Origin of the sequence: Acinetobacter lwoffii, from assembly GCF_024129355.1 — a bacterium.
Taxonomy (GTDB): domain Bacteria; phylum Pseudomonadota; class Gammaproteobacteria; order Pseudomonadales; family Moraxellaceae; genus Acinetobacter; species Acinetobacter lwoffii_I.
In genome coordinates, this window is record NZ_JAMXXP010000002.1 from 25,588 (window position 1) to 46,194 (window position 20,607).

At 43.1% G+C, this 20,607-nt stretch carries 19 protein-coding genes; 10 read left to right on the forward strand and 9 right to left on the reverse strand.

Annotation, left to right across the window (positions count from 1 at the left end):
• Window positions 1–4: 4 nt before the first annotated feature.
• Window positions 5–874 (forward strand): DUF2797 domain-containing protein, encoded by an 870-nt coding sequence (locus tag NI468_RS01570; protein ID WP_213687207.1) that lies wholly within the window; start codon window positions 5–7, stop codon window positions 872–874.
• 62 nt (window positions 875–936) lie between these two features.
• Here NI468_RS01570 and NI468_RS01575 read toward each other — a convergent pair whose 3' ends face one another.
• The 3 genes from NI468_RS01575 to NI468_RS01585 form a co-directional block, all read right to left on the reverse strand.
• On the reverse strand, window positions 937–2,802 hold the full coding sequence (locus NI468_RS01575; protein WP_253099276.1) for a SurA N-terminal domain-containing protein: 1,866 nt from the start codon (window positions 2,800–2,802) through the stop codon (window positions 937–939).
• Window positions 2,803–2,932: 130 nt separating this feature from the next.
• Entirely contained in the window at window positions 2,933–3,205 is a 273-nt protein-coding gene (locus tag NI468_RS01580; RefSeq protein WP_004279807.1) for an HU family DNA-binding protein, read from the reverse strand.
• 162 nt (window positions 3,206–3,367) lie between these two features.
• Window positions 3,368–3,841 (reverse strand): phasin family protein, encoded by a 474-nt coding sequence (locus NI468_RS01585; protein WP_184413218.1) that lies wholly within the window; start codon window positions 3,839–3,841, stop codon window positions 3,368–3,370.
• A gap of 203 nt (window positions 3,842–4,044) precedes the next feature.
• On the opposite strand from NI468_RS01585, the gene NI468_RS01590 reads away from it, so the two are divergent.
• The 8 genes from NI468_RS01590 to fdx all read left to right on the forward strand — a co-directional run bounded on the left by NI468_RS01590 (window position 4,045) and on the right by fdx (window position 10,220).
• Window positions 4,045–4,695, forward strand: a complete 651-nt coding sequence (locus tag NI468_RS01590; protein ID WP_253099278.1) for a hypothetical protein — start codon at window positions 4,045–4,047, stop codon at window positions 4,693–4,695.
• Between the two features lie 112 nt (window positions 4,696–4,807).
• A complete protein-coding gene (locus NI468_RS01595) occupies window positions 4,808–5,281 on the forward strand; it encodes an Rrf2 family transcriptional regulator (RefSeq protein ID WP_004279811.1) in 474 nt (157 codons plus the stop codon).
• A gap of 1 nt (window position 5,282) precedes the next feature.
• The gene (locus NI468_RS01600) at window positions 5,283–6,500 is read left to right on the forward strand and encodes an IscS subfamily cysteine desulfurase (protein ID WP_004279813.1); all 1,218 of its coding nucleotides are present in this window, start codon (window positions 5,283–5,285) and stop codon (window positions 6,498–6,500) included.
• 104 nt (window positions 6,501–6,604) lie between these two features.
• Window positions 6,605–6,991, forward strand: a complete 387-nt coding sequence (gene iscU / locus NI468_RS01605) for a Fe-S cluster assembly scaffold IscU (protein ID WP_004279815.1) — start codon at window positions 6,605–6,607, stop codon at window positions 6,989–6,991.
• A 34-nt stretch (window positions 6,992–7,025) separates the two neighbouring features.
• Window positions 7,026–7,346 carry an iron-sulfur cluster assembly protein IscA gene (iscA, locus tag NI468_RS01610; RefSeq protein WP_004279817.1) on the forward strand — a complete coding sequence of 107 codons (321 nt, stop codon included), beginning with the start codon at window positions 7,026–7,028 and terminating at the stop codon, window positions 7,344–7,346.
• Window positions 7,347–7,449: 103 nt separating this feature from the next.
• Complete coding sequence (gene hscB, locus NI468_RS01615) at window positions 7,450–7,965, forward strand: Fe-S protein assembly co-chaperone HscB (protein ID WP_004646764.1); 516 nt, start codon at window positions 7,450–7,452, stop codon at window positions 7,963–7,965.
• A 41-nt stretch (window positions 7,966–8,006) separates the two neighbouring features.
• Window positions 8,007–9,866, forward strand: a complete 1,860-nt coding sequence (hscA, locus tag NI468_RS01620; RefSeq protein WP_253099280.1) for a Fe-S protein assembly chaperone HscA — start codon at window positions 8,007–8,009, stop codon at window positions 9,864–9,866.
• Window positions 9,867–9,881: 15 nt separating this feature from the next.
• Window positions 9,882–10,220, forward strand: coding sequence for an ISC system 2Fe-2S type ferredoxin (gene fdx / locus NI468_RS01625; protein ID WP_004279821.1), 339 nt, complete (start codon window positions 9,882–9,884; stop codon window positions 10,218–10,220).
• A 90-nt stretch (window positions 10,221–10,310) separates the two neighbouring features.
• Here the strand turns inward: fdx and NI468_RS01630 are convergent, their stop codons facing one another.
• The 5 genes from NI468_RS01630 to NI468_RS01650 form a co-directional block, all read right to left on the reverse strand.
• Window positions 10,311–11,756, reverse strand: a complete 1,446-nt coding sequence (locus tag NI468_RS01630) for an adenylate/guanylate cyclase domain-containing protein (protein WP_253099282.1) — start codon at window positions 11,754–11,756, stop codon at window positions 10,311–10,313.
• A 55-nt stretch (window positions 11,757–11,811) separates the two neighbouring features.
• Complete coding sequence (locus NI468_RS01635) at window positions 11,812–12,246, reverse strand: HIT domain-containing protein (RefSeq protein ID WP_004646760.1); 435 nt, start codon at window positions 12,244–12,246, stop codon at window positions 11,812–11,814.
• A 229-nt stretch (window positions 12,247–12,475) separates the two neighbouring features.
• A complete protein-coding gene (gene mfd, locus NI468_RS01640; protein WP_253099292.1) occupies window positions 12,476–15,934 on the reverse strand; it encodes a transcription-repair coupling factor in 3,459 nt (1,152 codons plus the stop codon).
• A 123-nt stretch (window positions 15,935–16,057) separates the two neighbouring features.
• Entirely contained in the window at window positions 16,058–16,423 is a 366-nt protein-coding gene (locus NI468_RS01645) for a hypothetical protein (protein ID WP_253099293.1), read from the reverse strand.
• A gap of 129 nt (window positions 16,424–16,552) precedes the next feature.
• Complete coding sequence (locus tag NI468_RS01650) at window positions 16,553–17,995, reverse strand: aspartate ammonia-lyase (RefSeq protein ID WP_253099700.1); 1,443 nt, start codon at window positions 17,993–17,995, stop codon at window positions 16,553–16,555.
• 421 nt (window positions 17,996–18,416) lie between these two features.
• Here NI468_RS01650 and putP point away from each other — a divergent pair, with 421 nt between their 5' ends.
• On the forward strand, window positions 18,417–19,925 hold the full coding sequence (putP, locus tag NI468_RS01655; protein ID WP_253099295.1) for a sodium/proline symporter PutP: 1,509 nt from the start codon (window positions 18,417–18,419) through the stop codon (window positions 19,923–19,925).
• A 78-nt stretch (window positions 19,926–20,003) separates the two neighbouring features.
• On the opposite strand, the gene NI468_RS01660 is transcribed toward putP, so the two are convergent.
• Window positions 20,004–20,498, reverse strand: coding sequence for an Lrp/AsnC ligand binding domain-containing protein (locus tag NI468_RS01660; protein WP_253099297.1), 495 nt, complete (start codon window positions 20,496–20,498; stop codon window positions 20,004–20,006).
• Between the last annotated feature and the right edge of the window lie 109 nt (window positions 20,499–20,607).

The window sequence follows — 20,607 nt, forward strand, 5'->3', positions numbered from 1 at the left end:
TTTTATGGAACTTCAGGGCATTTGTCATAAAATGCACGTCGGCCTCAAGGACCTTAGTGTAACTGATCAACAGATACAGCGGGCAAATGTTGAATATAAATTAATTTTAGATCGTGCAGAAATTGATCTTCCGTTTAATTTAGGCCAGGAAATCGAGATTGAATGGACCGGTAATATTTACTGCGTGTCCTGTGGCAACAAAACTTCCAAATCATTTTCGCAAGGTCACTGTTTTAAATGTTTTAAAACCAATGCTTCATGTGATATGTGCATCATGAAGCCAGAGACGTGCCATTATCATTTGGGCACTTGCCGCGAAGATGAATTTGCACAGAATGTCTGCTTCCAACCACATATTGTCTATCTGGCCAATTCCAGTGCATTAAAGGTCGGCATTACCCGTACCAGCCAAATGCCGACTCGCTGGCTTGATCAGGGTGCCACCCAGGCCCTGCCGATTATGAAAGTGGGCTCACGTCGTCTTTCCGGAAAGCTTGAGGTCATGTTTGGTACGCAGGTTGCTGATAAAACTGACTGGCGCAAGCTACTGAAAGGTGAAGCAGAACCATTGAACCTGATTGAAGTGCGTGAACAACTGCTGGAAGAATTTGCGCCTAAAATTCAAAGCATTCGCGAAGAATTTAATCAGAATCTAGAATTTAATGAAAATATTGAAGTATTGGAAGATGAATTCGCACGAGAGTTTATTTATCCGGTAGAACAATATCCGGAAAAGATTAAATCGCATAATCTTGATAAAACTCCCTTAATTCGTGGCAAGTTACAAGGCATCAAGGGGCAGTACTTAATTCTGGATACTGGCGTAATTAATATGCGCAAATATACTGGTTATGAACTGATTATTCGTGCTTAATCCATTATTTGCTTAGAGCATAAAAAAACCAGCCCGCAGGCTGGTTTTTTTATACAACAATTTTATTTGATTTTTGCCTGAGATTTCAGGTAACGCGTATAGTCATCAAATTCCTGCTGACCACGAAGTTGTTGATATAACTTCACCAACTCACTGCGTTGTTCTGCACTCAATACATCTACCGGGTTCTTCTTCACTTCTGATACCGCAACCACAACCAGCTCATTCGGCATTTTCGCTGTCGTCACTGACCAATGGCCTGCTTTTGGTGTCGGAAGACTAAAAGCCGCACGCTGTACATCACGTTTTAGCAAACCTTCAGCACGTGTGTAAACACCAGCATCTTCAAAGATCAAATCACCTTTCGCCACTGCCGCAGCCGGTTTGGTTTTGAACTCATCCAAAGCTTTCTGAATTTTTGCTTTTGCCAAAGCAGCTGCTTTGTCTTCAATCAACTGAGCCTTAACACGCGGTTTTGCTTCTGCCAGTGTTTGTTCGCCAGCAGCATGATAATTACGCACCTTGATCCAGGCTACATCACCATTGGCCAACTGAATGCTTGATGAAGCATTACGATCACCATTTTTAACATCGTCATTAAACAATTTGACTTTGAGGTTAGCATCGCTCAGCACAGGATCACGGGTCGAAAGTGTTACACCTTGGGCTTTCTGGACTTGTACACCTTTAACTTCCTGTGTAACGACATCCAGAGAATCACTTCCTACCACCATATCATTTAGCGTATTGACCGTATCAGAGAATGCATTGGATTTTTTAGCAGCCAAGGCTTCTTCAGACAAACGTGCTTTTTGTGATTCAAAAGAAGGAACTGCAACATCTGGCGTTTGCACAGAAATGATGTGGTAACCATAATCTGTTTTCACTGGTGCAGACACCTGACCCGATTTTAAAGAACTAACCGTCTGATCAAATGCAGTACCAAATACACCTTCTTCATAAACGGCAAGCGCGCCACCTTTAGACTTAGATTCAGGGTCTTCAGAATATTGTGCTGCTGCCTGAGCAAAAGTAGTACCGGCTTTAATTTTGGCTGCAATATCGGTCGCCAGTTTTTTTGCTTCAGCATCACTACGACTGTCCGCCGTAATTAAAATATGCTTCACATCTGGTTTAACTGCCTGTTTTTGTGTCGCGACAAAAGCCGTGTACGCTTCTTGAAGTTCAGCATCGGTAACCGCCAAACTCTGCACCTGAATATCGCTTGGCTTTAACACCACATAGTCGACATCTACACTGGTCGGCTGTTTAAATAGCGTTTTGTGTTTTTCATAATAAGCAGCAATATCTGCATCCGTCACTTTGACATCTTTTTTATAGCTGTCCAGATTAATGCTGGAAATATGAATATGACGTTGTTCAGTTTGTAAATCAGCAATCTGCTGCATTTCGACTGGGCTTACCAATGGATAATCCAGGAAAGTCGATGACAGCATCTTCAGCGCATGATCTTTACGTAAACTTTCAATCAAAGCGCGATTGGTCATGCCAATTGATTTTAGATAATTTTCATATAAAGCATTCGAGAACTTTCCATCTTGCTGGAAAGTAGGCTGCTGAGCAATCATCTGTTCAATTTGCTGGTCACTCAGACTGATCCCTAATTCTTCAGCCTGTTGCAGCAATAAAGTACGTGCAACCAGAGTATCCATGGCTTTTTGGTCAATGAAGCTTTGATTCAGTAAAGTTTCATCCCCATTGGCATAACTGAGATATTGTTCTTTAAATGATTTGGTCAGTGACTCTAATTCTTTTTGAGATATTTCAGTCCCGTTCACTGATTTTGCCGCATCAGAGTTTCCGCTGCTAAAATATCCTTCAATACCTACAAGTGCTAACGGGGTCAAAAACAGAACGAGCAAGACTTTGCCCAACCAACCCTTAATAACTTTACGAAAAGCTTCCATAAGTATTCCAATATTTTATTTGCAAAGGATTTTAACCGAAAATACCCATTGAATGAATGTGTTAATCATCACAATTAAATTTATCAATAAAAAACGCGCCAAAGAAGGCGCGTTTCGTCGCTGGGTAAGCTTAAGCTACAGCGTCTTTTAAGCCTTTACCTGCTTTGAAGCTAGGTACTTTGCTTGCTTTGATCTCAAGAGTAGCACCAGTTTGTGGGTTACGGCCAGTACGTGCAGCGCGTTCTTTCACACCGAAAGTACCAAAACCCACTAAAGTTACTGTATCACCCGATTTTAAAGCTTCAGTAACAGAAGCAATTGTAGCATCTAAAGCTTTACCTGCGTCAGCCTTAGATAATCCCCCTTTTTCTGCAATTGCATCAATTAATTCTGATTTATTCATGAAGATTACGTCCTCTTAATATCGTTTATTTAAGGTTCAAGAATTGGTTTAACATGCCATAACGCCTTTATAGCAATGCTTTAGGTATAAACGCAATACTTAAGAACCTCTTTTTTTTCAAAAAATATGCGAAAAAAACATTGAATAATAAATAAAGTCATTTTATTTAAGTTTTTTCGGCAATTCTTCTTTCATTTTTTCTTGTTCCGCAGTCAACTGATCAACCTTGGCATGCAACTGGAGAATTAAACGTTCCAAATACTGTACATCCTTCAGTGTGACTAATCCTATACGATTCAATGAGTGATGAATAGAGTTGTCGATTAATTTTTCCACTTTGTCTTTGGTGTCTGTGACCGACTCTTTGGCTTTTTCTGAAACCTTCTCTACAGTTTGATCGGCAATATCTGCAGTTTTAGATTCAAGTTCTTCCCCGACCTTGACCAGCGAGTCAAACAGTTTATTGCCTTCTTCTTCTGCACGTGAAAATGCCCCGAGTCCAGCCAACCAGATCTGTTTGGTGTATTTACGAAAATCAAGAACCGATTTGCGCTCCGAGGCAGATTTAGACTTGGGTTTCAGCATTTTCTCATTCGAAGCTTCAGCTGAGTCTTGTGCTGTTTTTGACTTGTCCATGTGCACGGCTCCTGTTTGTTTTCTGCGCAATTATTATAAATTATTCTACAAAACCACTGCATAATAGCAAATTTAGTACTTGATAGATTTGATAAACTGTTCTACAAAGCAATTTATTTCAAGTCTAATTTGATTTAACCCTGAAATCTCTTCACAAGCAGGAAGCTTTTTCACTTTATATTTCAGGTAAGGATTGGTTGTATATGAGCGAATCGCAACAAAGTCAAAATCAACCGCATTTGTTGCTTACGATGACGTTAATTGTTTTAGAGACAATATTTACTTTCATTCTCAAGCATGATCGTGTCGTTGCATTACAGGCCAAAAAGTTTGTAGATGAAAACATCTCGATTAAAATCAATAGCTATATTCCATATTTCGACTTTTATGTGCAATTCACCTCCAATGGACTATTATTTGACCACAAAGCACCGGGCCGCATTGTCGACCTGGATGTGCGCACTACACTTCCCGATCTGATTAAAATTTTCATTTTTGGCAATCGTCGTAGCATTCGCAGCATGCGCATTGATGGCAATCAGGTTTTAAAAGATGAGTTTCGTGATCTGTTAACCGTATTCAGCTTGCCAAAAGTACTAGCCGACTGGAAACACTGGCTGTCTGATGCGCCGACGGATGAAGCGGAAATTATTGCTTCTAAAAAGCGTATTGCACCGCTTTTAAAGAAAATTGAAGAACAGCGCTCCAAGATCAATACCCTGCAAGTGGAAGTCAAACAGTATAAAAACCGCCTGAAACGGATCGAACGCCGTCAAAAGCGTATTAATATCATTTTTGGCCTGAGCAGCGTACTTTTGATTACGTTATTAGTGTATAATTGGCTGAGCATGTAAATCTTTCATTCTCCAAAAATTAAATCCCACTAAGGTCTACTAAAAATAACTTGACTAATTTAGTCGGGATTCATAAAATCTACACATCTAGTCTAACCATGTGTATCGAATCATGCGCCTAACCACTCGCGGTCGCTACGCTGTGACTGCTCTGCTTGATCTAGCTTTGCAGCCTTCTGAAAAAACGATAACGCTCGCTGAAATTGCAGCACGTCAAACTATTTCTGTTGCTTATCTTGAGCAGTTATTTGCGAAGCTCAAGCGTCATGGTTTAGTTTCTAGTGTTCGTGGCGCAAATGGTGGTTACCATTTAGCACGTAATGCAGATGAAATTACTGTGTTAGCAATTATTGAAGCTGTAAACGAAACAGTTGATGCGACTCGCTGTGACCATAAAGGCAATTGCCAGAATGGCGCGATGTGCTTGACTCATGATTTATGGCAGGAACTCTCCCATCACATCGCCGATTATTTAGAAAAAATCTCGCTTGCTGATCTGGTTGCACGTGACAACGTCCAGACTGTGTCATTACGCCAAAAATCAGCACCTTTAGATTCAGCCCTTTTATCGGTTACAGGTATTTGACATGAAACGTCCGATTTATCTTGATTATGCAGCTACAACTCCTGTAGATCCTCAGGTTGCTGAACGTATGATGGAATGCTTAACATTCGATGGTACCTTTGGTAATGCGGCATCTCGTTCACACGCGTATGGTTGGCAAGCAGAAGAAAAAGTTGAATATGCACGTGAACAAGTTGCGAATTTAATTAAAGCTGATCCACGTGAAATCGTATGGACTTCAGGTGCAACCGAGTCAGACAACCTTGCGCTTAAAGGTGTGGCTCATTTCTATGCATCTAAAGGTAAACATATCGTTACCTCTAAAATCGAACATAAGGCAGTTTTAGATACCTGTCGTGAACTTGAGTCAGAAGGTTTTGAAATTACCTATATTGAGCCGCAACCTCAAACCGGTTTAATTACTCCAGAAATGGTACAAGCAGCGATTCGTCCAGACACGATTCTTGTTTCCCTGATGATGGTAAACAATGAAATCGGCACTGTGACTGATGTTGCAGCGATTGGCGAAATCACTCGCGCCAACAAGATTTTCTTCCACGTGGATGCGGCTCAGGCAGCAGGTAAAGTTGAAATTGATCTTTCAACTTTAAAAGTAGACTTGATGAGCTTCTCTGCGCACAAAATCTATGGCCCTAAAGGTATTGGCGCACTGTTTGTACGTCGTAGCCCACGTGTACGCCTTAAAGCTGAAATGCACGGTGGCGGCCATGAACGGGGTATGCGTTCAGGTACCCTTGCGACTCACCAGATTGTAGGTATGGGTGAAGCCTTTGAACTTGCAGGCAAAAACCTGGAAGCTGAACAGACTCGTTTACGTGTACTTCGCGACAAGCTATGGAATGGTTTACAAGGTCTTGAACAAGTGTTCCTGAACGGCCATCCAACACAAAACGTTGCGAACTACTTAAACATTAGCTTCAACTTCGTTGAAGGCGAATCATTGATGATGGCATTGAAAGATGCTGCGGTATCTTCAGGTTCGGCATGTACATCTGCAACACTTGAACCATCTTATGTACTTCGTGCATTGGGTCTTTCAGACGAACTTGCACACAGTTCGATCCGCTTCAGCTTTGGTAAATACACTACTGAAGAAGATATCGATCACGTATTGACTATCACTAAAGCTGCTGTTGAGAAGTTACGTGAACTTTCTCCGCTTTGGGATATGTATAAGGAAGGTATTGACCTTTCTAAAGTTGAGTGGGCTGAGCACTAATTTTCATTCTGAGATAGTGACAAATCCGTTGCTATCTCATTGAGAAAAGTTTTTTTACCCCCATATTTAATACTAAGGCTGACCCCGAGGTTTGGAGAAGCAACATGGCTTATAGCGAAAAAGTAATTGATCATTACGAAAACCCTCGTAATGTTGGCGTTTTAGACAAAAATGCTGAAAACGTTGGTACTGGTATGGTTGGTGCGCCAGCATGTGGTGACGTGATGCGTTTACAGATTCAGGTAAACGATGAAGGCGTGATTGAAGAAGCACGTTTCAAAACTTATGGTTGTGGTTCTGCCATTGCATCAAGTTCACTTGTGACCGAATGGCTCAAAGGTAAAACTTTGGATCAAGCTCAAGCGATCAAGAACATTGATATTGCAACTGAACTTGCACTTCCACCAGTAAAAGTACACTGCTCTGTTCTTGCTGAAGATGCAATCAAAGCAGCTGTAGAAGACTACCGTAGCAAGAAAGTTAAAGCTTAATTGTTCCACGTTTTGAAATTTTAACGGAGTTTTCATGATCCATTTAACTGAAAATGCTGCAACTCATATCAGCAATTATTTAAAAAATCGCGGTAAGGGTGAAGGCATTCGCGTTGGTGTGAAAACTTCAGGCTGTTCTGGTCTGGCCTATGTGCTCGAGTTCGTCGATGAAGTCGATACACATGACCAAGCCTTTGAGCAGTTTGGGGTTAAAGTATTCGTTGACCCGAAAAGTCTGGTTTATCTTGAAGGTATGGAGATGGACTATGTTAAAAACGGCTTGAACGAAGGCTTCGAATTTAACAACCCCAACAAAAAAGGCGAATGCGGTTGTGGTGAATCCTTCACTGTATAAACCCGGCAGTTATTCTCTTTTGACATTAAAACAGTGTGTTTCACACTGTTTTAATTGCATTTATACAGTTATTTTTGCACATTAATCGCGGATCCCATCTCCCATGAATCATTTTGAGTTGTTCAACCTTCCTGTAGCACTCGATATTGATTTAGCGGCTTTAAAGACTGAATTTTTAAAGTTGCAGCAACAATATCACCCAGATAAAGCTGAAGACAAAGATCAGGCTCTGATTAAATCAAGTGATATCAATCAGGCATTTAAAACCTTGTCAGCGGTCGATAGCCGTGCAGCGTATTTACTGTCTCTCAAGAAACAGGATTATCACTTAGATCAGTCGATCAGTGATTTTGAATTCTTGCAGGACGCTCTGGAAATTCGTGAACAACTTGACGATGCAACTTCTGCTGAAGATTTAACTTCACTGAAAGTCGAAGTCCAGCAATGGATTGAGGGCTTGGTTCGCGAGTTCAAAATTGATTATGCGGATGAAGACTGGGCCGAAGCACGCGATACAGTGCGCAAACTACGCTTCTTCGTTAAAGTCATGGCCGATATCGACAAAGCGGAAGACCGCTTCTTGGACGATGACAGCTTTGATCTTGATGATGATTTCTAATTTTTAGTATTTAATATTTAACGTGCAAAGGATGTAACACTATGGCTCTCTTGCAAATTGCAGAACCAGGTCAATCAAGTGCACCACATGAACACCGCATTGCGATTGGTATCGATTTAGGCACCACCCACTCTTTGGTTGCCACGGTTCTTTCAGGTAAAGCCAAAGTACTTAATGACGAACAAGGTCGTGTGCTACTTCCTTCTATCGTGCATTATGCAGAACAACAGACTCAATACGGCAATGAAGCTGCGCCTTTCATTACTTCTGACCCTAAAAACACCATCGTTTCTGTAAAACGTTTTATGGGTCGTTCGAAAGCTGACATCAAATTCCAGCACCCTTATGCGTTGGTTGGTGAAGCGAATGAAATGCCGGCTTTTGAAACCGCGCAAGGCCGTAAGACGCCGGTTGAGATTTCTGCAGAAATTTTAAAGCAGTTGAAAGACCGCGCTGAAGCCAGTCTGCAAAACCCGGTCAATGGTGCAGTGATTACTGTTCCGGCATACTTTGATGAAGCCCAACGTCAGGCAACCCGTGATGCTGCCCAGCTTGCCGGCTTGAATGTTTTACGTTTGTTGAATGAGCCAACTGCTGCTGCTGTGGCTTATGGTCTTGATCAGGAAAGTAATCTGAGTACAGATCGCAACTATGTGATTTATGACTTGGGTGGCGGTACCTTTGACGTTTCGATTCTGCGTTTTAGTCAAGGTGTGTTTGAAGTTCTGGCAACCGGTGGCCACACTGCTCTCGGTGGTGATGACCTGGATCGTTTGATCCTGAAATGGGCCAAGAAACAACTGAATATTGACACTTTGAATGATGCAGAATATGCACATTTTGTGGTTGCGGCACGTAAAGCCAAAGAAGCTTTGTCGGATGCAGATTCAGTTCAACTCAAATTGCTTGATCAGGTATTGACGCTTGACCGTCCGACATTTGAAGAGATCATTAAAGTTGCTTTGGATAAAACCATCAGCGTATGTAAGCGTGTGATGCGTGATGCTAAGCTTGAACTGGATGACATTCAAAATGTCGTTTTGGTCGGTGGCTCAACCCGTTCTTATGCAGTACAAAAAGCCGTGCGTGAAGTGTTCAACCAAGAACCGCTTTGCACTATTAATCCGGATGAAGTGGTTGCGATTGGCGCATCAATTACTGCGAACCAATTGATTGGCAACTCAACTGATGGCTCATTACTATTAGACGTGACGCCTCTGTCTCTTGGTCTTGAAACCATGGGCGGACTGGTTGAACGATTAATTTCGCGTAATACTGCGATTCCAGTCGCTCGTCGTCAGGAATTTACGACTTATCAAGATGGCCAGACTGCCATGTTGATTCATGTGGTTCAAGGTGAACGTGATCTGGTTGAACATTGCCGTAGCTTGGGCCGTTTTGTTCTGCATGGTATTCCACCAATGACTGCCGGTCAGGCACGTATTGAAGTGACGTTCCAGGTCGATGCTGATGGCTTACTGACTGTCTCTGCGAAAGAAACCACTTCTGGTGTGACAGCTCAAATCGATATCAAGCCATCTTATGGTTTGTCGGGTGAAGATACTGAACGCCTGTTGCTAGACGGTTATAAGTTCGCTGAAGAAGATAAAAATCTTCGTCATTTGAATGAAACCAAAGTTGAAGCACAGCGTGAGCTGGAAGCACTGGTTCAGGCACTCAAAGCGGATGCCGGTCTTTTGACTGAGGAACAGCTCGCAGCCCTGCAAACTGCGCAAGCACAACTTGAAACTCAGCTTCAGGGTTCAGATATCAAAGCAATTGAATCTGCCGTTGAACAGCTTAAAATACATAGTGATGCTTTTGCAGCAGCACGTATGAATCAACATATTGATGCAGCTCTTAAGGGCACTAAACTCGACGACTGGTCAAACTCAAACTAATTTAAGGTAACGACTATGCCACGTATTAAAGTTCTTCCACATGCGCAGATTTGCCCCGAAGGTGCTGAGTTTGAAGTCGAACAAAATGCCAATCTTTGCGAAAGCCTACTGAAAAATGGCATTAAAATCGAACATGCTTGCGATATGTCAGCAGCATGTACCACCTGTCATGTGGTGGTACGCAAAGGTTTTGACAGCTTGGAAGAAATGGATGATGTTGAAGCTGACTTACTCGATCGTGCTTGGGGTCTAGAACCAGACTCACGTCTTTCTTGTCAGGTTAAACTGGACGATGAAGATCTGGAAATTGAAATTCCAAAATACACCATTAACCATGCTTCAGAAAATCACTAATACTTTCGTTTCATAGTTAAATAAAAAACCACGCTCAGGCGTGGTTTTTTTCTCTTTATAAGAAACAATTAAAGTAAATTTACATGAACTTTAAATGTGTTCAATCACTTCATCTTCAAGCTTCAGTTTGACAATGCCTTGTGAATTGGTCATTTTCTGCTGAGTTTCAATGCGTTTAATCATTTTTTCTAACACATGAATCAGCTCAGGATATTCAAAGTTTTGCACTTCATCCAGATTCAGCAATAAATGGAAGCCCTTATATTCATAATCGAACCAGCGCTGATACTCGACTTTCTGAGACGCGTATTTTTCCATGACCTGCCAGGTTCTTACAGGTGCTTTAATGCCCTTCAGGAAAATCGGCTTTTTCGGTGCGCAAAGATAATCATCTTTGATCAAATTATGAGTATCTTCCGAAATCAGGATTTCATCGACTTCCGCTGCACTTTGCAAACGCGCTGCCAGGTTAGCATCACGCCCTACAATGGTATAAGCCATACGATGCGTTGCCCCATAATTCCCTACGTGGCAATAACCGGTCGAAATTCCCATGCGGATATGGAGTGGCGGATAACCCATTTTAATCCAGCGTTCACGCAGCAATTTCATTTGCTGACGCATCGCCAATGCCATTTCCATACAGTTCTTGGCATCCCGTTCCACACCTTCAGAGTTCGGATCACCAAAGAAAATCAGGATGGCATCACCCATGAATTTATCGACAGTCGCTTCATAATTTTTAGCGATTTCGGTCATATGCCGAAGATAGTCATTCAACAGGAATGCTAAATCATCTGGAATCAGAGTTTCAGATAGCTCTGTAAAGCCTTGAATATCAGAGAAAAAGATCGTCAACTTTTTACGTTTATATTCAATTTTGGCTTCAGATTCACCTTTCATAATGGATTGCCATAACTGCACGGGCGCATAGCGACTCAGCTGATTGGCAAATTCCATATAACGGTTCATCTGTTCGAAATAATGGTCTTTTTTCTGGGTCATGTATTGCACACGACCACTTTGATAAAAACTTCCGACACCAAAATAGGTAATCAGACAGATAAAGCCTAAAACGGTCAACTCACTGCTGGTCGGTTCGAAATAATTATTAAACCCAAAGACCAGAATATTGGCCAGATAAAAAAGCGTAATCCCGATCAGGCTGGCTAGAGATGCCATCATAAATGAAATTTTATTGCTGATCGCGGTATAGAGCACTGCGACCAGACCCAGCAAGGACAAGACCAAGTCCAGATGCACGGCCGCCAAAACCACCGAAATGACAATGACATCAATCAGGAAAAGAATATTACGCCGGATGTGATAATCATGACGATAGATCAGCCAGCGAGATAGTTTCGGTGTAATTAGCAAAACCAGAAACAAAAAAAATGGAACAAAAAGCTGATACTGGGTATCTGGTTCAGTGTAATGAAAGACGACCAGAACCACAGACAGCATGATGTATCCCATCATGCGATGGAAATACTCAAACTGATGGGGTTCTTTTTGAATCCAGTCGTCTAATTGCACTCACTCACTCCCTGAAGTCCGCAACTTTTCATGGTTCTCGGAATGCCTTGGCTGATTAGTCCATGCGCCAGTCAAATGGCATGTCGCCCTGACCACGTAAAGCCAGCATTAAGGTTTGACGCATATGTGCCAATACTTCACTGCTATAAGGAACAGCAGGTGTACCCCAAACAGGCTTCGGCCATGCAACGTCGTTCTGATAACGAACTACATGATGAAAATGCAATTGCGGCACCATATTACCCAGCGCTGCTACATTCATTTTATCTGCACGGAAAACACGTGCCAGCTGGCTTGATAACCAGCTTGACTCTCTTAAAAACTGCTCTTGGTCAGCTTGACTCAATTCATATAATTCAGAGACACCCGGCACACGTGGAATCAGAATGAGCCAGGGAAATTGCATATCATTCATCAAACGACATGTTGACAAAGGAAAGTCGCCTACAAAAAACGTATCTTGAGCAAGTTGTGGATGCAAACTAAACATATCTTTATAAATGATGCAAAATTAGAATGATGGCTAATACTAACATATCCAACTGAAGCTGAATATTGAAAGCAATGTGTTTAAAGACAAATTCTCATGATTTGTTGCGAAGCACATCACAACAATTACTGTAAACAATTCATTAAAAAAATCAAGCCTGTTGTTCCTGCAAACTTCATTGGAAAATGAAATCCAAACTGAATTTTCAGGCTGATTTAATCGAATAAAATCAGTGCAATTCTTTAAGCAGACTGTCCAGTAAATCCTGTATAAACTGAATCCGCTTTTGATAGTCTTCCAGCATGACCATGACTTTTAGACGTTGACCGCCATCCATCCGGAAATAGCTCGGATGTTTCTGCATCATCTGGATAATCGTCATGGCTTGAACCGGAGTATCCGGTGCAAATTCAATATGCCCACCCTGACTGCTGATATCAATTTTAGTAATACCAAGCTGCTCGGCTTTCAATCGAATCTGATGTACAGCAAAGAGCTGTTTGACCGGTTGCGGCGGTATACCAAAACGATCAATCAATTCCATCCGGATATTATCCAGCTTTTCCTGGGTATCGGTATTACTGATGCGTTTATAGAACAACAGACGTTGATGCACATCACCCAGATATTCATCCGGAATCAGTGCTGGCATATGCAGGGTAATTTCGGCAGTCAATGACAAGGGTGCGTCGAAGTTTGGCGTTTTACCTTTTTGAATGGCTTTGGTGGCTTTTTCCAGCATTTCCATATACAGGCTATAACCAATCGCCTGCATCGAACCACTCTGCTGTTCACCGAGTAATTCACCTGCGCCGCGAATTTCCAGATCTTCAGTTGCCAGCATAAAACCGGCACCCAAAGTTGAAGCACGCTGAATGGCATCCAGACGTTTTTCTGCATCACCTTTTAAGGCTTTTAATGACGGTACCATCAAATATGCATAAGCCTGATGATGTGAGCGCCCTACACGTCCGCGTAGCTGATGTAATTGCGCCAGGCCCAGTTTGTCGGCACGTTCAATCAGAATGGTGTTGGCATTCGGAACATCAATCCCGGTTTCAATAATGGTCGAACATACCAGAACATTGTATTCCTTGTGATAGAACTGCTGCATCACCTGCTCCAGTTCACGTTCACGCATCTGTCCGTGGGCCACAATCACCCGCGCTTCCGGCACCAGTTTACGGATATGCTCGGCGGCACGATCGATTGTATCAACTTCATTATGCAGAAAATAGACCTGACCACCGCGCAGCAATTCACGCAGAATCGCTTCTTTAATGGTGTCATCGGTATGTTCTTGCACAAAGGTTTTCACCGCAAGACGGCGTGCCGGCGGTGTGGCGATAATCGACAGATCACGCATGCCACTAAAGGCCATATTCAGCGTACGTGGAATTGGAGTCGCAGTCAGTGTCAGCATGTCGACATCGGCACGCATGGCCTTAATCCGTTCCTTGTCGCGCACACCGAAACGATGCTCTTCATCGACAATCATCAGACCGAGATTCTTAAACTGGACATTTTCCTGCAAAATCTTATGTGTACCAATCACAATATCGACTTTCCCTTCGATCAGGTCATCAATGGTCTTGGTATGTGCTTTGGAAGAACCGAAACGTGACAGCACTTCAATCCGGACCGGCCAGTCGGCAAAGCGGTCTTTGAATGAATCATAATGCTGCTGTGCCAGCAAGGTGGTTGGTACCAGAATCGCGACCTGCCGATTATTCTGCACTGCAACAAATGCGGCACGCATCGCGACTTCTGTCTTGCCGAAACCGACATCACCACACACCAGTCGATCCATCGGTTTGGCCTGCTGCATATCCTGCAGCGTAGCTTCAATGGCATTGGCCTGATCCGGTGTTTCTTCATAAGCAAAGCCACTGGCAAATTGCATATACAGGCTTTGATCGACTTCAAAACTGATCCCGGGCTTGGAAGCACGACGTGCCTGAATATGCAGCAATTCGGCCGCGACATCGTGAATCTGTTCCAGCGCTTTACGTTTGGCTTTATTCCACGCATCTGTACCCAGTTTATGCAAAGGTGCCAGATCCGGATCACCACCACTATACCGGCTGATTAAGTGCAGATTGGTCACCGGCACGTAGACTTTGGCGGCATCCGCATAATCCAGCTGCAAAAATTCGTGATCCTGATCATCAATACTTAGGGTGACCAGACCGGCATAACGTCCGACCCCATAATCGATATGTACCACAGGCGCGCCCATGGTCAGCTCGGTCAAGCTGCGAATCAGAAACTCTTCCGAAACTTCCTGCTGACGTTTTCTACGGCGCTGTACCACGCGATGTTCATACAGCTGATTTTCAGAAATTACGCTGACACGATCGGTCAATACCAGACCACGCTCTAAAGGCGCATTGGTAATGGCAATTGCATACAGAGATTGAATAAAACTATCAAAATTTTCAACCGTGGGGATATCACCCAGACTTGGCCTTAAGGCATCTTTAAGACTTTCCCGGCGTCCAGCACTTTCAGCCACTAGCAATACCGGATGATTAGCCTGATCAATATATTTTTTGACTTCATGAAACGGTTTTTCACGTTTCGGATCTACGGGCAGACGCGGTGGCAACTGGGTCTCAAGATTCAATACCCCAGCTTTTTGATCAAAAGATGTTTGTGCGGCAATGATGCGTGCAAACTGGTTCAGCTGCTCCAGCACCTGATTGGTCTGAAAAAACAGGCTTTCAGGCGGCATGATCGGTTGGTCGACATTGTGGCGACGATCTTCATAACGGCGCACCACATCTTGCCAAAACTGGCTGAGACTTTCGTCCAGAGCCTTATCTGTAATGACAATGCCATTCTTCGGTAGGTACGAAATCAGTGAACTTTGGCCTTGCATGGCTTCCGCGCTGAAAAACAAGGGCAAATAAAACTCGATTCCAGGAGAGACTATGCCATCCATCACATCCTGATAGATCGGGTTTTTCTTTGGATTCGCGGTCGGGAAAAATTCGGCATAGCGGTCACGGAAAGTGGCACGACCTTCCTTGAGCGGAAATTCCTGTGCCGGCAATACGGTAAACTGCTGCAAACTTTGCGTGGTGCGCTGAGTTTCGGCATCGAAAAATTTCAGGCTTTCAATTTCATCATCAAACAGGTCAATCCGAATCGGTGCTTCCTGCCCCGAGGCATAAATATCCATGATACTGCCGCGTACCGCGAATTCACCCGGATCATAAACGGTTTCGACCAGATGATAACCGGCCTGAATCAGCTTTTTCTTTTGTTGTTCCAGATCAAATTTCTGACCGACATGAATATCGAAATGCTCACCCAGAATCCATGAGGTCGGCGCCACACGTTGTGCCAAAGTTGAGGCGGACAGCAACAGTACGCCAGTTTTTGGCATATTGGATAAGATTGCCAGACGTTCCGAGACAATATCCTGATGGGGGGAGAGACGGTCATAAGGCAAGATTTCCCAATCTGGAAAAATCGTGGGTTTAACCCCATAAAATTCCAGTTCACTTTCCAGTTGACCCAAATGCTGATTATTACGTGCAATCACGATAAATAAACGCGATTGCTGCTGCACGATTTCTTTAAGCAATAATGCAGTTGAGGAACCTTGCAGATTGCCTAACCAGCGTTTCTCGCCTGCTTTGAGCTGTGGTAAATTGAGTTGGGAAATTTCTTGTTGGAACATGGATATAGCTTTAAAGTCTAAATAACCTGAGGCTTATACTAGCACGATGATCTCAGGATATTTTGTTATTTTTATGCAGTCTTGCCACATCCATATACTTCGATTTTAAGCCACTTTTGCAGCTTATTTTTGATCGCGCAGAAAGTTACGATAATAATCATTTAACTTCTTAAGGATCATTTTAAATTGCAGCAGATTCTCTTCAGTATTGTCTAAAGTCGTATTAAAACGCTGATGGGCAATTTCCAGATCAATTTTTTCATTGATCAGCATTGCGGTATCATATAACGCTTTTAAATCATCAAACTGTTTTAAACGCCGATTCGACAAATACTCTAATCGTGCACCCCACTCCTGATTGAGTTGAATATCATCGACAATATAACCTGTACCTTCTACATACTGAATATTCTGCTCTTCTAGATATAGCTGTGCAGCAGTCGGTTTATTACTTTTAAATAATGCACTGATTTTATCAAACATTGCCATTTACCTAGCCAAATATAGTTCTTGCTCTAGTCTAGATGAAAATGCCTCAAATCCACATCCTGAACTTGAGGCAAATTATCAAAATAGCAGCGATTCGCTGTTTCAGATGATTTAACAGCTCCGGTTCTGTTAAGAAACCTGTTCGAGCTGATTCTCTGCTGAAGGAATTTCAGACACCAGATTTTCAAACGCAAAGATTTCTTCTAATTGCGTTGCACTTAATAAGCCCAGCTCCAACACCACTTGCGGCACAGTTTTATTTTCGCGCATACATTGTTTGCCGATTTCATCGCACTTGGCATGTCCCAGAATCGGTTCAAGCAAGGTCACAATCCCGACACTGCGCATGACGGAACTTAAACAAATCTGTTCATTGGCCTGAATACCAGCAATACATTTCTGATTTAGGGTTTGCATACCTTGGGTCAACAACTGAATTGATTCATTCATCGCCACGGCAATCACAGGTTCCATGACATTCAATTGTAGCTGCCCGGCTTCCGCAGCCATAGTAATAGTTAAATCATTACCAATCACCCGGAAGGCAATCTGATTGACCACTTCTGGAATTACCGGATTGATTTTTGCCGGCATGATCGAAGAACCTGCCTGTAATTCGGGTAAACGAATTTCAGCCAGACCTGTACGCGGTCCCGAACTGAGCAGGCGCAGATCATTACAGATTTTGGACAGTTTTACCGCCAGACGTTTTAAACTGCTCGACAAAATAATAAAGACGCCACAATCGCTGGTCGCCTCGACATAATCTGCCGCACCTTTTAAAGGCAAACCCGTCAGATGCGCCAAGATTTCCACCACCCGCTTGGCATAGCCCGGCGGTGTATTGACCCCAGTCCCAATGGCGGTGGCGCCTAAATTGACTTCCAGCAATAACTGTCGCATCTGCCCAATCAGCTTCAGATCTTCTTTTAATAAGGTGGCAAATGCCCGGAACTCCTGTTCCATGGTCATCGGCACGGCATCTTGTAACTGGGTACGTCCCATTTTGATGACATATTCAAATTCGGCAGCTTTATGATCGATACAGTCAATCAATGCTTTAAGCACGCTCAACAATTCATCCAGACTGCTATAGGTCGCCAGACGCAAAGCCGTTGGATAGACATCATTGGTCGATTGCGAAGTATTCACATGATCATTCGGATGCAGAATGTGATAATCACCTTTCTGATGGCCCGACATTTCAAGTGCAATATTGGCAATCACCTCATTGGCATTCATATTGATGGAGGTTCCGGCACCGCCCTGATAAGGATCGAGTGGAAATGCCGCTTGCCACGCTTCCGGATGCTGAATCAATTCATCACAAGCTTTCTGAATGGCAGTACTGGTCTGCTCGGACAGTTTCTGGAAATACAGATTGGCCTGTGCCGAAGCTTTTTTCACTTGAGCCAAAGCACGAATAAAATGCGTTTGTTGCCCCACCGCCAATCCGGAAATCTTAAAATTTTCGATGGCACGTAAGGTATGAATCCCATAATAGCTATGCAACGGGATTTGTTTTTCCCCCAATAAATCACGTTCAATGCGGGTCAGTTCGATTTGAAGCATATTGTCCACTAAAAAATACTCTTGGCGATGCACCGTATTTGGTGTGACATTAATATGAGCAAACAAATACAGGCCTAATAGGAAGACTTTAACCTAGATTTGCTACGATTTATTACCAATACGCTAAAGCTGTGAGTTTTGTAAGATTGTGTAAGTAACTGGCTAAAATTCAAATATTTTAATTATTTATTCAAAATTTCCACTTTTCCCCTGAATTCGACGTCGTATCACCTTTTATCCGCTCAAGTTATTCCTAATTCAATTTCAGTGAATTACTACTCTATTTACAATAGGTATACATAAAAGCTGTGTAATTGTTACAGAGTGTAATTTTTAAACCATGCTTGAATCACCTCCTTGCGATCTCAGTACAAAAAATCATCTTGGACGATGATTTCCATATTTACAGGATGACCTGCCTATGACTTATTTAAACCCCACCCTGATTACCTTCATGTTTTATATTATCGCCATGATTGCAATCGGTTTATATGCTTATCGTGCCACCTCCAATTTTGACGAATATATTCTAGGTGGACGGAGTTTGGGCAGTGTCGTTACTGCACTTTCGGCGGGCGCATCGGATATGAGTGGCTGGCTGTTGATGGGTCTTCCAGGAGCCATTTACCTGTCTGGTCTGTCAGAAGTCTGGATTGCGATCGGTTTGATTATCGGTGCATGGCTGAACTGGTTACTCGTGGCAGGTCGACTGCGTGCCCATACTGAATATCAGAACAATGCCCTAACCTTGCCGGATTATTTCACCAGCCGTTTTTCCGACCGTAAACGCATTTTACGAGTCTTGTCTGCCCTAGTGATTCTGGTGTTCTTTGCGATTTATTGTGCTTCGGGCATGGTCGCAGGTGCGCGTCTGTTTGAAAGCCTGTTTGGCTGGGATTACACTACAGCGCTTGTGATTGGTGCGATGGCGACGATTCTTTATGTCTGTATTGGTGGCTTTTTGGCGATCAGCTGGACCGATACATTCCAGGCCGGTTTGATGATTTTTGCCTTATTGCTGACTCCGATCATTACCTTCTTGGCCTTGGGTGACAACAGCCAGCAAGTGAATGTCATCCTTGAATCAGCTCGCCCACATGCCTCCAGCATGCTTGAAGGTTTAAGCACCGTCGCGATTATTTCCAGCCTGGCATGGGGTTTGGGTTATTTTGGCCAGCCGCATATTCTGGTGCGTTTCATGGCGGCAGATTCGGTCAAAATCATTCCTGCTGCACGCCGCATTGGCATGACTTGGATGATTCTATGCCTAGGCGGTGCAGTGGCTGCCGGTTATATCGGTATTGCCTACTTCAGTGTCAATCCGACACTGGCTTCGGTGGTGAATCAAAACCCTGAAACGGTATTTATGGAGTTGACCAAAATTCTGTTTAATCCTTGGATTGCCGGAATCATTCTGGCTGCTATCTTGGCGGCAATTATGAGTACCTTAAGCTGTCAGCTTTTGGTCTGCTCAACCACCCTGACCGAAGATTTATACAAGAGTTTCCTGCGCAAAAATGCTTCACAAAAAGAACTGATCTGGGTCGGTCGCGGCATGGTCTTGGTGATTGCCCTGATTGCCATTTCACTGGCGATTAATCCGAATAGTAAGGTTTTAGGACTGGTGGCTTATGCCTGGGCAGGTTTTGGTGCCGCATTCGGCCCGCTGATTATCCTGTCGCTATTCTGGAAACGTATGACCCTCAACGGCGCAATTTTGGGTATGGTGGTCGGTGCCGTGACTGTAATTGTCTGGAAAAATTATATGGGTGATACCGGACTTTATGAGATTATTCCAGGCTTTATTCTGGCCACGCTCAGCATTATCATCGTCAGCCTGCTGGATAAAGCACCGAGCGCCGATGTAGTCGAACGTTTTGAAATGGCTAAAGCCGAATATCAAAAAGAAATGGCTGAAATGGAAAAATAATCATCTTCTTACTTGAATATAAAAGGGACTTTTAAGTCCTTTTTATATTTCTTAGTGCATAGATAAAGTGCTTGCGAATTACTTGGCTTTTCCCGGCATTTTCAGATGGATCCGCTGACTTTCTTTAATCACTTCCATCACCGGATAACTGCGCGTTTCTTTAATTCCGGGCAATTGCCACAAGATCTGACCTGAGATTTTCCGAAACTCATCCATATTGGCACAGCGGATTTTTACCACGAAATCAAAACCGCCACTGATCATATGACATTCGATAATTTCAGGAATCTGCCGCACAGCATGGGAAAATTCATCTAAAACATTCGGCGTGGTTTTATCCAGTAAAATTTCAACAAAGACCACAAAACCATTATTCAACATGACTGGATTGAGGTGCGCTTCATAGCCCACAATAAAACCTTCCCGGGTCAGCTTTTGTACACGCGCCAAGGCTGCTGTAGGCGACAGATTGACCAGTTCAGCCAGTTTGATATTGGACAGCTTGGCATCGGATTGCAATAAACCCAGTATACGAATATCTATACGGTCAAGGTTCAAATAAGGATTTGGCATTAGAATTATTCTCTAAAAAAAGCGAAAACTATAGTGAGATATTCGTCAAATATTCTGTGATTATAGATTAAAACTCATTCACCTCAAAGAACTGATTGACGCAGTACAG

Coding starts and splice junctions, on each gene's coding strand:
- NI468_RS01570 (WP_213687207.1), top strand. CDS start 5: ATGGAACTTCAGGGCATTTGTCATAAAATGCACGTCGGCCTCAAGGAC.
- NI468_RS01575 (WP_253099276.1), bottom strand. CDS start 2,802: ATGGAAGCTTTTCGTAAAGTTATTAAGGGTTGGTTGGGCAAAGTCTTG.
- NI468_RS01580 (WP_004279807.1), bottom strand. CDS start 3,205: ATGAATAAATCAGAATTAATTGATGCAATTGCAGAAAAAGGGGGATTA.
- NI468_RS01585 (WP_184413218.1), bottom strand. CDS start 3,841: ATGGACAAGTCAAAAACAGCACAAGACTCAGCTGAAGCTTCGAATGAG.
- NI468_RS01590 (WP_253099278.1), top strand. CDS start 4,045: ATGAGCGAATCGCAACAAAGTCAAAATCAACCGCATTTGTTGCTTACG.
- NI468_RS01595 (WP_004279811.1), top strand. CDS start 4,808: ATGCGCCTAACCACTCGCGGTCGCTACGCTGTGACTGCTCTGCTTGAT.
- NI468_RS01600 (WP_004279813.1), top strand. CDS start 5,283: ATGAAACGTCCGATTTATCTTGATTATGCAGCTACAACTCCTGTAGAT.
- iscU (WP_004279815.1), top strand. CDS start 6,605: ATGGCTTATAGCGAAAAAGTAATTGATCATTACGAAAACCCTCGTAAT.
- iscA (WP_004279817.1), top strand. CDS start 7,026: ATGATCCATTTAACTGAAAATGCTGCAACTCATATCAGCAATTATTTA.
- hscB (WP_004646764.1), top strand. CDS start 7,450: ATGAATCATTTTGAGTTGTTCAACCTTCCTGTAGCACTCGATATTGAT.
- hscA (WP_253099280.1), top strand. CDS start 8,007: ATGGCTCTCTTGCAAATTGCAGAACCAGGTCAATCAAGTGCACCACAT.
- fdx (WP_004279821.1), top strand. CDS start 9,882: ATGCCACGTATTAAAGTTCTTCCACATGCGCAGATTTGCCCCGAAGGT.
- NI468_RS01635 (WP_004646760.1), bottom strand. CDS start 12,246: ATGTTTAGTTTGCATCCACAACTTGCTCAAGATACGTTTTTTGTAGGC.
- mfd (WP_253099292.1), bottom strand. CDS start 15,934: ATGTTCCAACAAGAAATTTCCCAACTCAATTTACCACAGCTCAAAGCA.
- NI468_RS01645 (WP_253099293.1), bottom strand. CDS start 16,423: ATGGCAATGTTTGATAAAATCAGTGCATTATTTAAAAGTAATAAACCG.
- NI468_RS01650 (WP_253099700.1), bottom strand. CDS start 17,995: ATGCTTCAAATCGAACTGACCCGCATTGAACGTGATTTATTGGGGGAA.
- putP (WP_253099295.1), top strand. CDS start 18,417: ATGACTTATTTAAACCCCACCCTGATTACCTTCATGTTTTATATTATC.
- NI468_RS01660 (WP_253099297.1), bottom strand. CDS start 20,498: ATGCCAAATCCTTATTTGAACCTTGACCGTATAGATATTCGTATACTG.